Origin of the sequence: Bradyrhizobium sp. (assembly GCF_035570375.1) — a bacterium.
In the GTDB taxonomy this organism is placed as follows: domain Bacteria; phylum Pseudomonadota; class Alphaproteobacteria; order Rhizobiales; family Xanthobacteraceae; genus Bradyrhizobium.
In genome coordinates this window covers 1-12,457 of the sequence record NZ_DATMLW010000237.1, presented here as the reverse complement: position 1 = coordinate 12,457, position 12,457 = coordinate 1, and the positions used below count along the sequence as shown (strand labels likewise).

The window sequence follows — 12,457 nt, the reverse complement described above, 5'->3', positions numbered from 1 at the left end:
CACACCCGAGGAAAGCTCCGGATCAATCATGGCGCGCCAGCCTGACGACAAAGCAGCCGCAAAGTTCTCAACCAGCGACAGCGCGCTCATTCGCGAACTCGCATTGCTGCTCGACGAAACCAGTCTTACCGAGATCGAGATCGAGCGCGCGGGCCTTCGGGTGCGCGTCGCGCGCAACATCAGCATCGCCGCGTCCATACCCGCCTCCGTTCAAGCGCCCGCTACCGGACCCGCGCCGTCCGCCGGCGCATCGGCTGCCCCGTTCGATCTTGCCATGCATCCGGGCGTCGTCCCCTCGCCGATGGTCGGCACGGCCTATTGGGCTTCGGAGCCTGGCGCCAAGCCCTTCATCGAGGTCGGTGTCAAGGTTTCGGTCGGACAAACGCTGCTGATCATTGAAGCCATGAAGACGATGAACCAGATTCCATCGCCGCGCGCGGGCACGGTGACGCAAATTCTCGTCGAGGACGGACAGCCGGTCGAATTCGGCGAACCGCTGGTGATCATCGAGTAACGGCGCGAACGACCCATGAGAGAATTTTTCCGCTGCCGCCATTCGCAGTTCGCGGTGCCCTAAGGACGAGATGTTCGACAAGATCCTGATAGCCAACCGTGGCGAGATCGCACTGCGTGTCCTGCGCGCATGCAAGGAGCTTGGCATATCAACGGTCGCGGTACATTCTACCGCCGACGCCGACGCCATGCATGTGCGCCTTGCCGACGAGAGCGTTTGCGTCGGTCCGCCGCCGTCGAAGGACAGCTACCTTAACGTCCCCGCGCTGCTTGCGGCCTGCGAGATCACCGGCGCCGATGCGGTGCATCCCGGTTACGGCTTTCTGTCGGAGAACGCCCGTTTCGCCGAAATTCTCGCCGACCACAACCTGCATTTCATCGGCCCCAAGGCCGACCATATTCGTTTGATGGGCGACAAGATCGAGGCCAAGAAGACGGCGAAGCGGCTCGGGATTCCCGTGGTGCCGGGGTCCGACGGCGCGGTTGGCCCCAACGACGATGCGATGGCCATCGCGCAATCGATCGGCTTTCCGCTGCTGGTGAAGGCCGCATCCGGCGGCGGAGGCCGCGGCATGAAGGTCGCGCAAAGTCCCGAAGACCTGATGCTGGCGCTTTCGACGGCCGCCAACGAGGCCAAATCGGCCTTCGGCGATGCCTCGGTCTATCTTGAAAAATATCTGCAGAAGCCCCGCCACATCGAAATCCAGGTGCTCGGCGACGGCCGAGGCGGCGCGATCCATCTCGGCGAGCGCGATTGCTCGCTGCAGCGTCGTCACCAGAAAGTCTGGGAAGAAGGTCCCTCGCCGGCGCTCGACGCGGCGGCGCGCGCCAAAATCGGCTCCACCGTCGCCAGGGCGATGCAGGCGATGAAATATCTCGGCGTCGGAACGGTCGAGTTCCTCTACGAGGACGGCGAATTCTATTTCATCGAGATGAATACCCGCATCCAGGTGGAGCATCCCGTCACCGAGATGATCACGGGCATCGACCTCGTCCTGGAGCAGATCCGCATCGCTGCCGGCGCCGATCTGCCGATGACCCAGGACGAGGTCACCATCAGTGGTCACGCCATCGAATGCCGCGTCAACGCCGAAAACCCGGTGACCTTTCGCCCCTCCCCCGGCAAGATTTTGCAATACCATCCGCCCGGAGGCTTGGGCGTGCGCATCGATTCGGCGGTCTACCAGGGCTACGTGATCCCGCCTTATTACGATTCGCTCGTGGGCAAGCTCATCGTGCAGGGCAAGACCCGCGTCGAATGCCTGATGCGCCTTCGCCGGGCGCTCGACGAAATGGTGGTGGACGGTATCGAAACCACCCTGCCCCTGTTCAGGGCGCTGGTCCGCGAGGCCGACATCATCGACGGCGACTACCACATCCATTGGCTGGAGCAATATCTGGCCGGCCAGCCGCAGACTTGAGTGGCCGCAGCTTAAAAAAAGCCGCAGTTGCGGGAACCATTCGCCGCAATGAGCGTTTGTAGCCGCTGGACTTTTTGGTCCGGGGCACCGTTACATCAGCGAGGCAAATGGGAACACCTGAAGCGCGGCAGTGGCGCGCAATCGGACAAAGCCTGCTGTTTGCGGCGGGATTTCTGGTGCTGGTCGCCATCAGCGCCACCTCGGTGATCCTCGTCGATCAGGCGCGCGAGGACAACGCCTGGGTCGTCCACACGCTCGAAGTCGAGAATCAGATTTCGACCTTGCTGCTGCGGATCCGCACCGCCGAAAGCGCCGTGCGAGGATATGTTCTGACTGGCGAGCAACGCTTTCTCACCGAGCACGAAGCGGCAACCACGGGCATCGCTCCCGATATCGACACGCTGAGCAGACTTGCGGGCGACAACACGATTCAGTTCGAGAACAGCCAGAGGCTTCGCGCACCGGTCCAGGCCCGGCTCGACGAGTTCGCCGCGATCGTCGATCTGGTCAGGCGCAACGACGCCGACGGTGCCATCGCGATCCTGCGTCAGGCGAACTCGACCGATGCGGTTCGGCAGATCAACCACATAGCGAGCGCGATGCGGACGGAAGAGAACCGCCTGTTTTCGGTTCGAACCGCAACGGCGGAACGCACGCAGCGGCTTGCTTCCATCCTCACCGTCGCAGGCTCAGCGCTCGTGATCGTGCTGGCCGGCATTTCGATCTTTCTTGTGCGGCGCTCGGCGCGCGCGCGCGATCAGGCCGAAATGCTGTTGCGCGACGCCAACCTCAACCTCGAAACCACCGTCGAGGAGCGCACCGCCGATCTTCGCGAGGTCAACGACGAAATCCAGCGCTTCGCCTATATCGTCAGTCACGATCTTCGCTCGCCGCTCGTCAACATCATGGGCTTCACCAGCGAGCTCGAAGAACTGCGCTGCGAGATATTCAAGCGCATCGCTGCGCTCGGCCGCGCCGACGCATCGGTGCAGCCCCCGCCGGTCGATGGCGAGGCCGCCGCGCTTGCGCTTGCGGGCGAGGACAGGCGGCTCTCGCAGGATTTTTCCGAGGCGCTGGAGTTCATCAAATCCTCGATTGACAAGATGGATCGCCTGATCTCCGCCATCCTCAATCTGACCCGGGAGGGCCGGCGCGAATTCGACCCGGTGCGGATCGATACGCGAGAACTGATCGAAGCCGTGGTGGCGACGCTGGCGCATCAGGCTGCGGAAGCGCAGGCGCAGATTCGCATCGAGCCGCTTCCCGAAATCACCAGCGATCGTCTCGCGCTGGAACAGATCTTTTCCAACCTGATCGATAACGCACTCAAATACCTCAGGCCCGACGTCCCGGGCGACATCGCGATCCGCGGCAGGACCAAGCTCAATTTCGCGATTTTCGAGGTCTCCGACAACGGCCGCGGCATCGATCCGAAGGACCATCAGCGTATTTTTGACCTATTTCGGCGCGCTGGTACGCAGGACAAGCCGGGACAGGGGATCGGTCTTGCCCATGTACGCGCCCTCGTTCGGCGGCTGGGTGGCAGCATGTCCGTATCATCCGAACTTGATAAGGGGAGCACGTTCACGATAACGCTGCCGATCCGCTGGTTGGCAGCCAACCGGAACAGGGATTCATGAGTACGCCAGTTACCATCATCATGATCGAAGACGACGAGGGACATGCCCGTCTGATCGAGCGAAACATCCGTCGTTCCGGCGTCAACAACGCGATTCTACCGTTCACCAACGGTACAGATGCCCTGCGTTACCTGTTTGGCGGCGACGGTTCCGGGCTCGCACACAAGGGAGAGGCGTTGCTGGTATTGCTCGATCTCAACCTGCCGGACATGACCGGCATCGAAATCCTGCGCCGGGTCAAGGAGAGCAGGCACCTCAAAGCGACGCCGGTCGTGGTACTGACCACCACCGACGACTCGGTGGAAATCAAGCGCTGCTACGAGCTCGGCTGCAATGTCTACGTTACCAAGCCCGTCAATTACGAGAGTTTTGCCAACGCCATTCGCCAGCTCGGACTGTTCTTCTCGGTCATCCAGGTTCCCCCTGCCGCGATATGAGTTTCGAAAACCCCACACTCCTTTATATCGACGATGACGAGGCGCTCGCCCGCCTCGTTCATCGCGGCTTGACGCGGCACGGATTCAGCGTTCTTCACGCCGCGAGCGGTGAGGAAGGGCTCGACCGCATCGCACGCGGCGGCATCGACGTCGTCGCGCTCGATCAATACATGCCCGGTCTGGATGGGCTCGAGACGCTCAAGCGCATCATGTCCATCCCGAATGCCCCGCCCGTGGTGTTCGTCACCGCCGCGCAGGATTCCAGCATCGCGGTCACCGCGTTGAAAGCCGGCGCCGCCGATTACCTGGTAAAGGACGTCAAGGGCGACTTCATTCCCCTGCTCCAGGTCGCCGTCGATGGTGCGCTCCGCCAGGCACGGTTGCAGAAGGCGCGCGACGAAGCCGAGGCCGAAGTGCACGCCTCGCGCGACCGCTTTGCCGCGCTCGCGGCCGAGCGCGAACTCTTGTTGCGCGAGGTCAACCATCGTGTCGGCAACAGTCTGCAGATCATCACGTCGCTGTTGCATCTGCAGGCCAATTCGACCGCGCAGGATGACGTCAAGGCCGCGCTGACCAACGCGGCGGGGCGGGTGGCGGCCGTGGCGCAAATTCATCGCAGGCTTTACACCTCGCACGATCTGAACAGCGTGCTCTTGAATCAGTATCTCGACGCCATGCTGGAAGACTTGCGGAGATCGGCCGAGGGCAACAGAATGTCGCGGCTGACGCTGAAGGCCGAGCCGATCGAAATCGATCCGGACCGCGCGGTTGCAATCGGCATCATCGTCAACGAGCTCGTGATGAATGCGGTGAAATACGCCTACCCCGACGGCGCCGGTCCCATCCACGTCGATCTTGCCGCGCAGGGCGATGATCTCCTGCTGTCGATCACCGACAATGGCGTCGGTCTCAACGCCAGGACCGATCCGCGTTCCACCGGCATGGGACAGCGCATCGTCAGTGCCATGGCCGCAAAACTCGAGGCAACCGTCGAGCGCGACGACGCTCATGCCGGCACCCGGATCCTGCTTCGGTTTCCACGCCTCAACGAGCCGGCTGCGGTTCAAGTCGGCTGCGCCGCGGCCAGCTAGTACGGCGAATTTGAAGTTCCTATCGGTATCGCGGCAAGTTCCTATCGGTATCGCGGCAAGTTCGTGATAGGAGCTTCAAATTCAAGGCCGCTACTCAACAACAAGTTGCCAGAGCTCCTTTGATTCCGAAGTTCGCATCAGAGGTCGCCGCGATAGCTTGCGAACTTCGGAATCGGAGCTCTAGAGCAATCCGGCCCTCATCCTGCTATCCTGTCAGGCCATGACGTCCCGCGACTCCGCCAGTTCCGAGATCACGCCCGAAGTGCTGCTGCGCGCCTACGCCTGCGGCATCTTCCCGATGGCCGAGAGCGCAGACGATCCGACCCTGTTCTGGGTCGAACCCGAGATGCGCGGCGTGATCCCGCTGGACGGCTTTCGTGTAGCCTCGCGCCTTGCCCGCACGGTGCGTTCCGACGTCTTCACCGCGACCGTCGACAAGGCGTTCAAGGCCGTCATTGCCGGCTGCGCGGCGCCGCAGCCGGGCCGCCAGGACACCTGGATCAACAAGCGCATCCGCAATCTCTATGCCGGCCTGCACGAGATGGGACACGCCCATAGTGTCGAGGTGTGGAGCGATGACGACCTTGTCGGCGGACTCTATGGCGTCAGCCTGGGCCGGGCTTTTTTCGGCGAGAGCATGTTTCACCGCGTCCGCGACGCCTCGAAAGTGGCGCTGGTCCATCTCGTTGCGCGCCTGATCGCGGGCGGGTTCGAACTGCTCGACACGCAATATGTGACGGCGCACCTTCGCAGTTTCGGCGCGATCGAGATTCCGAGACGCCGTTATACCGCCCTGCTCGACAAGGCAATCCGGGGCGAAGCCGATTTCGCCAAAATGCCGCTTGAGTCGCCGATCAGCGGCGCCGAGGCGCTGCAGATCATTGCCGGCCGCGGATTGTAGCCGCTTGCTACTGCCTGAAGATGCCGAACAGGCCGCCTGGCTGCTGCGGCGGTTGCGGCTGAGGCTGAGGCTGAGGCGGCTGCTGCTGGAGCTGCGGTTGCGGCGGCGGCAGGGGACGCTGGGCCTGCTTCGCCGGCGGCGGGCCTTTTTTCGCCGGTTGCGGCGGCGCCGGTTTTGACAGGTCGGGCTGGGTGCTGACGATCGTGGTGTCCGGAACTTTGCAGTCGGTGAGCCAGATATCGTAGATCGGATGTTCCACCCCGTGCAGGCCGGGGCTTGCAGCGAACATCCAGCCGGAAAAAATCCGCTTCACCTCGCCCTGAAGCGTGATCTCATCGACCTCGACAAACGCGTCGGTATTGGCGGCCTCCGTCGCCGGGCGCGTGTAGCAGGCATCCGTCTTTACGCGGAGCGCGCCGAACTGAACGGTCTCGCCGATGTCCTCGTCGAAATTGATGATGCGGCCGGTGATCTTGTCGAGCCCGGAAAAGCTCGCCTTCTTGTTGACGATCTTCTGGGCCGGCGGCTCGCTTACAACCTCGTCGCCGGGCTGCAAGGTCGCAGGCGTCTGCGGCACACCCTTCTGCTGCCGCTGCGGGCCCGACGGCAAAGCATTGGCACCGGGAGGCGCGGCGGCGACGCCCTGATTGGGCTGCGGAGGCGCGACCGCGACGCCGGGTTGGGTGTTTTGCGGAATCACCGTGGTGCCCGGCGGCGGGGCAAGCGGCTGCGACTGCACGCTCCCCGGCGGCGGCACGCCCTGCCCCGGCAGCGGACGATTGGGAGTCGGCAACAGGCGGCCCCGAGGCAGTTCGGGCACTTCCTCTTCGTCGTCAGGCAAGTTTTGAGGTTGAGCGCCGCGCGGCACGTTGCCGGGTGGCCGCGGCTGATCGGAAAAGATGTTGCCGATCTGCGCGTGCGCGGGTGGCGCAAGCGAGATCGTGGCGGCGGCCAAAAAGACCGCAAAACCCGTTAGTGCAATGGCTCGAAACATCTCGCGGTTTTTAAGGCCGAATCGGACTTGCGACATTCTACAGGCTTATCGCCGCTCGCAGGCGTTCCGGTTAACACGTTGAATACGGCGGGGAAAGGGCGGTCGATGGCTCCTTCCGCCGATATATTGCCCTGCTCACCGAGGTGACGGGCGCACCGGTTCTGCTTTCCAGGGGGCGCCCGGAATGGAATAGTCGGTCCCAACCAGGGTTCGCCAGCTGACTGAGGGCAGCGAACATCGGCGAAAAAAGGAAAAAAACAGAGGAACGCCTCCATGTCCGATCGCATCCGCCTCGACGGCAGGGTTGCCGTTGTCACCGGCGCCGCCGGTGTGATCGGCAGCGCGACCATGCGGCTGTTGGCCGCGCGCGGGGCGCGCATCGTCGCGGTAGACCGCCTGCAACGGGATATCGAAGTCGCCATCCTTGATTTGCCGCCATCGGCACAAGGCCTCGCGGTGGCGGCCGATGTGACAAGCGAAGACGACGTTGCAGCCTATGTGCGCGCGGCGGTCGACAAGTTCGGCACCATCGACGTGTTCTACAACAATGCGGGCGTTGAGGGGGAAATCAGGCCGATCACGAAATATTCGCTTCAAGCATTCCGGAAAGTCATCGACGTCAACGTGGTCGGGGTTTTTCTCGGCCTCAAACACGTTCTTCCGGTGATGCTCAAGCAGAACCGGGGCAGCATCATCAACACAGCCTCGATTGCTGGCCTGATCGGATCGCCGGAGATTGCGGCCTACACCGCCAGCAAACATGCCGTGATCGGTTTAACCAAAAGCGCCGCCGTGGAGTGCAGTGGAACCGCCGTGCGCGTGAATTGTGTCTGCCCCGGATTGATCGAGAGCCGCATGTTGAGCGCCATCCTCGAGGGCCGCAATCCGGGAAAGGCGCCGGTTGCTTCCGAAAAGATACTGGAGCGGATTCCGGCGCGCCGGCTCGGACAAGCCTCGGAAGTTGCCTCCATCGTGGCATTTCTCGCTTCCGACGAGGCGACCTATGTTTCCGGCTCGTCTTACACCATCGACGGTGGGCGTGTTGCGAGCTGACCGTGCAAGACTGAGAACCTCGACCAGACCGGGAGCGAGGAGAACGTACCAAACAAAGGCTCACGCATCATGCCTGTGACACTCGATCCCGACGCCGCTTTCGTCTTCAAGGCCTTTCAGGAAGCAGGCCGTCCTGCGTACGAGACGCTCTCGCCCGAAGAGGCGCGCGAGTATTATCGGGAGGCCCGCTTCGTCTGTAGTCCCGAACCGCCTGAACTGAAATCGGTCGTACCGCTCGCGGTCCCTGCCCCTCACGGGTTGATTCCGGGGCGCATCTACACGCCAAACAAGCTGAGACAGGCCGATGGCGTTGCGCCATGCCTGGTGTTCTTCCACGGCGGCGGTTGGGTGATCGGCGATCTCGATACCCACGACGTCGTTTGCCGGAAGCTCGCCGATGAAGGCCAGCTCATCGTCATCTCCATCGACTATCGTCGCGCACCCGAACACAAATTCCCCGCGGCCGTCGATGACGCCATCGCCGCGACGGCCTGGATTGCAGCTCACGCCAAGGAGCTCGGCATCGACGCCACCCGGCTTCTGGTCGGGGGCGACAGCGCAGGCGGCAACCTCGCAACCGTGGCTGCGATTGCCGCGCGCGACGGCAACGGGCCTGCGATCTCAGGACAGGTACTGATCTATCCGGCGACCGATTTTACCATGGCGCATCCCTCGCACAGCGAACCGGAAACCAGCATCCTGCTCACGCATTCCGTCATCAGATGGTTTCGCGATCACTATCTTGATGGCACAGCCGACATTCACGATTGGCGCGCATCACCTGCCCTTGCCAAGACGCTGGTCGGCCTGCCGCCGGCCTATGTGCTCACCGCAGGCGCCGATCCCCTGCGCGACGAAGGCGACGACTATGCAAGGCGGCTCACGCAAGCCGGCGTTGCTGTGACGCACCGGACATTCCCCGGCCAATTCCATGGCTTTTTCACCATGGGAAAGCTGCTGCAGCAAGCCAATATTGCAGCGAGCGAAATCGGAGCGTGGCTGAGGGCCTTGAACTAGTTCCCCGACGGACGGAGCGACGGGTCGATGCCGCCCGCTTGCGAAGGATCCCTTCCGCTAAACCGAAGCCGTTGGTGTCCCGGTTGTACGGAACCACCGGGGCAACACCGGACCGATCACTTGATTATAGGCAATGTAGGCCCGGCCGGTCGCGTTGATCTCTGCCGGCATCATGCACGCCGGACCGACGATAATGTTCGGCTGGCTTTGCGGGAGTTTGAGGCCGCCTGAGGATTGACCGCCCTTCACGAATTTCGCGATCACCTACTTCGTAGGGGATGATGGGTCATCGTGTGCGGCAAAAAATCGGCCGCCAATCCCGGAAGCCTGATGCCGCGCGTCTGTCAGGAGAGGCCGGAGGGCGTTCTCGCCCGCCTCAGTCAGGTCGTCCGCACCCTCGATGCCTTTGCGGTTTTCGCCCGCTTTGCCGCGCGGTGATCGTCGCGCGCAGCCAGGTGCTTGTGCTTCTTCCCGTTCGATCCCGCGTGATGAGCTTTCGCTGCACCGTGGTGAGACGCGTATTCCTTGCCGTCGATCGGTGCCACATGCATTGGATCTCTGTCGGTGTACGGTCGCCCGATTCCAAGCTCCTTCCCGTGCGCATCGACCCATTTCCAGAGGTTTTCGCTGGCGACATATCGCTGATCGCGCGTCTCGCCCTTGACGCTCACGATATCAGCCGCAAGCCCGTGGCCATAGCCGCCGCGGGAGCTGCCGCCGTGGTACGACCTGTCACTCGCCGCCTTCAGGCCGCTTGCGATCGATTGACGGTAATCATCGCGGAACGCGCTGGTGATGCCCGGCGACAGTCCGGCTTGCTCGGCTGCGTGGAGCGTATGAAAGAGTTTTAGCTTGAAGCTGCGATCCATGCCTCCGATCACGTAGTCCATCATCGACATGCCGGCCCTGTCTGCCGCCTTCGGATCCTTCCAGGCAAAATCCTCATCCACGAGCCTGGTGAAGGTTCTTGTGACAGTCACCATCTTGCCCTTTCGCTTGACGGTCACCTTCCTTTGCTCTTCCACCTTGATGCTGTCTTCCTTGGGCGTCCGCTGGTAGAGCGCCCACAGATAGCGGTCGATGCAGACATCCACGGCCAGGCACTCGTCGAAAATTTCGATCGGGCTCACAGCCTTCGAGTTCGCAGCCTTCCTTCCGTTGTCAGGCACCGGATCAGGCGTGCTCGCTGTCGCTACCTGCACGGTCGGTGTTTGCACCGGCGGCGTCTGCGGTAAATCGGTGGACGCCGCCTGGTCCATCGATGCCGGCTCATCCGGGGATGTCGCCGTTTTGGTGGCGATCAAAACTTCGCTTGCCGCTGCCACATCAGAGCTGCCGACAGCGGCGTTGCCCACTGCGGTTGCCTGCGGCGGGTCCGTGGGCACGACGTCGGCGGAGAGCGATGGTGTCTGGTGGTCCCCAATCGGTGTTGCACCGGAGTTCTCGATACTGGCCGAACCGGAGCCGGCAAGGCTCGCGACCACCCAACCCGCGAGAACGACCGTCGGGCATAACGCTACCGCCACTGCCGTCAATCGCCGCCGGTTCATGATCCTAGCCTCCAAAGGCTCCATCCGAGCCGAGAGTTCCGATTCCGAAGTTCGCAAGCTGTCGCGGCGACCTCTGATGCGAACTTCGGAATCAAAGGAGCTCTAGCAACTTGTTAAGTTGAGTAGCGGCTTTGAATTTGAAGTTCCTGTTACGAACTTGCCGCGATACCGATAGGAACTTCAAATTCAGAGCCGCACCAGTTGCACAGCCAAGCATGCGATAACACTGATCTTTCGGCTCATAATGTGAGCGCGCAATGGCGGAAACTGCAAGCCGCCAATTTTTCCAAAACTGTTGCCTCCATGCAACGCGCCGGCCGCAAGCGACTAATCGTACGCCTTGCGGGTTGACGGCAGGTGAAGGTTTCGAGCGCGCCAACGCGGTGACGTCCGTCGTCGATGCGATGGCGATGAGTGCTTTTCACCTCGGCGGCGACTAGCTTGCCTCGCCGCTGCCCCGGATTGTTCTGCTATCATCGGGGTTTGAGTTCAACGTCGGTGCGAAACGACAGGGAGTCGGACCATGGCCAGGGTGCTCCTCGCTGCGCGGCTTTGGCGCTCGGCTTTGGCATTAACCATACTGCTTGCGGCTCCACAATGGAGCGTCGTGATGGCAGCCGAATACCCCTCCCGCGTCGTCTCACTGGTGGTCGCGTTTCCCGCCGGCGGCGGCGTTGATACCGTCGGCCGCGCCATCGCACAGAAACTCAGTGATGCGCTGGGTCAGCAGGTGATCGTCGTCAATCGCCCCGGCGCCGGCTCGGTGATCGGCACGCGCGACGTCGCCAGGGCGCAGCCGGACGGATACACGCTGCTGCTTCTGGTCACCGGAGCCGCCCTTCCAGCCGATCCGGGATACGACCTCGAGAGGGACTTCGCGCCGATCGGTCTGATTGCCTCGGTTCCGATCGTCATCATGTCCAATCCGGCGCTCCCGGCGAAGTCGCTGGCCGAAGTGATCGCGCTCGCCAGAAGAGACGGCGAGAAGCTCACGGTCGGCACGCCGCCGGCACCGACGCTGAACTATTTCGGCGCCGAGCAATTCAAGGCAATGACGGGCACCAGGATAACGATTGTCACCTACAAGGGGACCGGGCCGCTGACGAACGATCTCGTCGGCGGCCATGTCATGCTCGCCTTCAACACCTTGCCGCCGGCAATCGGCAATATTCAATCCGGCACACTGCGCGCGATTGCCGTCGGGTCACCTTCGCGAATGGCCGCGATTCCCGATGTTCCGACCATTGCGGAGTCCGGACTGCCGGGCCTCGAGATCGTCCAGTATTACGGACTGGTCGCGCCGGCCGGCACGCCGCAGCCGATCATCGAGCGGCTGAGCCGGGAACTGCGCAGGATCGTGAGTTCGGAAGACATGAAGCAGCGACTGCTCGATGCCGGCGGTGATCCGGTCGTCTCTACGCCGGCGGAATACATGCAGAACATCCACCGCGAAGAGGGCAAGTGGCGGGCCGTGATCAAGAAGCTGGGCCTCGTCAACTACTGAAATGATCTTGCGCTGTGCGCTCTGCGTCACCAGCGCGCGAGAGATTGAGCCATAAAAAGCCATAGCATCAGGTACTTTTTCTTTTATTTACTTTCGCTTCCCTGCGCGAGGGCGCTTTCTTCTTCAATTTTCTCTCGTTGTATTCGATAGCGGCGCGGACGAGAGTTTTGAGGGCGCGCTCGTTGATCTTGTCCCCTTCGAAAAAATCGATCGCTCGTCTGGCGTTGCCTTCGAGGCCCGCGTTGAAGAGCTTGTCGGGATCGGACAGGCTCGCCCCGTAGGAAAAGGTCAGTTTCACCTTCCCCTTGTGGGCATTGGCGACCGCGATGATTCCGT

The 12,457-nt window shown here is 62.3% G+C and carries 12 protein-coding genes; 9 read left to right on the top strand and 3 right to left on the bottom strand.

Annotation, left to right across the window (positions count from 1 at the left end):
• The first annotated feature begins 28 nt into the window (after positions 1–28).
• From accB to aat, 6 genes are all read left to right on the top strand, one after another.
• Positions 29–514 (top strand): acetyl-CoA carboxylase biotin carboxyl carrier protein, encoded by a 486-nt coding sequence (gene accB, locus VNX23_RS25660; RefSeq protein ID WP_325634365.1) that lies wholly within the window; start codon positions 29–31, stop codon positions 512–514.
• Between the two features lie 70 nt (positions 515–584).
• Positions 585–1,934: an acetyl-CoA carboxylase biotin carboxylase subunit gene (gene accC / locus VNX23_RS25655; RefSeq protein WP_325634364.1), complete on the top strand. Its 1,350-nt coding sequence runs from the start codon at positions 585–587 to the stop codon at positions 1,932–1,934.
• Between the two features lie 107 nt (positions 1,935–2,041).
• Positions 2,042–3,574, top strand: coding sequence for a sensor histidine kinase (locus VNX23_RS25650; RefSeq protein ID WP_325634363.1), 1,533 nt, complete (start codon positions 2,042–2,044; stop codon positions 3,572–3,574).
• Entirely contained in the window at positions 3,571–4,011 is a 441-nt protein-coding gene (locus tag VNX23_RS25645; RefSeq protein ID WP_325634362.1) for a response regulator, read from the top strand. The genes VNX23_RS25650 and VNX23_RS25645 overlap by 4 nt, the downstream gene beginning before the upstream one ends.
• The gene (locus VNX23_RS25640; RefSeq protein ID WP_325634361.1) at positions 4,008–5,102 is read left to right on the top strand and encodes a sensor histidine kinase; all 1,095 of its coding nucleotides are present in this window, start codon (positions 4,008–4,010) and stop codon (positions 5,100–5,102) included. Before VNX23_RS25645 ends, VNX23_RS25640 begins: the two co-directional genes overlap by 4 nt.
• Before the next feature lie 220 nt (positions 5,103–5,322).
• Entirely contained in the window at positions 5,323–6,003 is a 681-nt protein-coding gene (gene aat / locus VNX23_RS25635) for a leucyl/phenylalanyl-tRNA--protein transferase (RefSeq protein WP_325634360.1), read from the top strand.
• 7 nt (positions 6,004–6,010) lie between these two features.
• On the opposite strand, the gene VNX23_RS25630 is transcribed toward aat, so the two are convergent.
• On the bottom strand, positions 6,011–6,997 hold the full coding sequence (locus VNX23_RS25630; RefSeq protein WP_325634359.1) for a DUF2155 domain-containing protein: 987 nt from the start codon (positions 6,995–6,997) through the stop codon (positions 6,011–6,013).
• A 273-nt stretch (positions 6,998–7,270) separates the two neighbouring features.
• Between VNX23_RS25630 and VNX23_RS25625 the strand changes: the two genes are divergently transcribed.
• Together VNX23_RS25625 and VNX23_RS25620 are read left to right on the top strand one after the other, a co-directional pair.
• Positions 7,271–8,050, top strand: a complete 780-nt coding sequence (locus VNX23_RS25625; protein WP_325634358.1) for an SDR family oxidoreductase — start codon at positions 7,271–7,273, stop codon at positions 8,048–8,050.
• Positions 8,051–8,119: 69 nt separating this feature from the next.
• Positions 8,120–9,067 carry an alpha/beta hydrolase gene (locus VNX23_RS25620; RefSeq protein WP_325634357.1) on the top strand — a complete coding sequence of 316 codons (948 nt, stop codon included), beginning with the start codon at positions 8,120–8,122 and terminating at the stop codon, positions 9,065–9,067.
• A 380-nt stretch (positions 9,068–9,447) separates the two neighbouring features.
• Here the strand turns inward: VNX23_RS25620 and VNX23_RS25615 are convergent, their stop codons facing one another.
• Positions 9,448–10,617, bottom strand: a complete 1,170-nt coding sequence (locus tag VNX23_RS25615; protein ID WP_325634356.1) for a peptidase M15 — start codon at positions 10,615–10,617, stop codon at positions 9,448–9,450.
• A 523-nt stretch (positions 10,618–11,140) separates the two neighbouring features.
• Here VNX23_RS25615 and VNX23_RS25610 point away from each other — a divergent pair.
• Positions 11,141–12,121, top strand: a complete 981-nt coding sequence (locus tag VNX23_RS25610) for a tripartite tricarboxylate transporter substrate binding protein (protein WP_325634355.1) — start codon at positions 11,141–11,143, stop codon at positions 12,119–12,121.
• A gap of 67 nt (positions 12,122–12,188) precedes the next feature.
• On the opposite strand, the gene VNX23_RS25605 is transcribed toward VNX23_RS25610, so the two are convergent.
• A partial coding sequence (locus VNX23_RS25605; RefSeq protein ID WP_325634354.1) for a DUF1801 domain-containing protein occupies positions 12,189–12,457 on the bottom strand: 269 nt, incomplete at its 5' end.

Coding starts and splice junctions, on each gene's coding strand:
- accB (WP_325634365.1), top strand. CDS start 29: ATGGCGCGCCAGCCTGACGACAAAGCAGCCGCAAAGTTCTCAACCAGC.
- accC (WP_325634364.1), top strand. CDS start 585: ATGTTCGACAAGATCCTGATAGCCAACCGTGGCGAGATCGCACTGCGT.
- VNX23_RS25650 (WP_325634363.1), top strand. CDS start 2,042: ATGGGAACACCTGAAGCGCGGCAGTGGCGCGCAATCGGACAAAGCCTG.
- VNX23_RS25645 (WP_325634362.1), top strand. CDS start 3,571: ATGAGTACGCCAGTTACCATCATCATGATCGAAGACGACGAGGGACAT.
- VNX23_RS25640 (WP_325634361.1), top strand. CDS start 4,008: ATGAGTTTCGAAAACCCCACACTCCTTTATATCGACGATGACGAGGCG.
- aat (WP_325634360.1), top strand. CDS start 5,323: ATGACGTCCCGCGACTCCGCCAGTTCCGAGATCACGCCCGAAGTGCTG.
- VNX23_RS25630 (WP_325634359.1), bottom strand. CDS start 6,997: ATGTTTCGAGCCATTGCACTAACGGGTTTTGCGGTCTTTTTGGCCGCC.
- VNX23_RS25625 (WP_325634358.1), top strand. CDS start 7,271: ATGTCCGATCGCATCCGCCTCGACGGCAGGGTTGCCGTTGTCACCGGC.
- VNX23_RS25620 (WP_325634357.1), top strand. CDS start 8,120: ATGCCTGTGACACTCGATCCCGACGCCGCTTTCGTCTTCAAGGCCTTT.
- VNX23_RS25615 (WP_325634356.1), bottom strand. CDS start 10,617: ATGAACCGGCGGCGATTGACGGCAGTGGCGGTAGCGTTATGCCCGACG.
- VNX23_RS25610 (WP_325634355.1), top strand. CDS start 11,141: ATGGCCAGGGTGCTCCTCGCTGCGCGGCTTTGGCGCTCGGCTTTGGCA.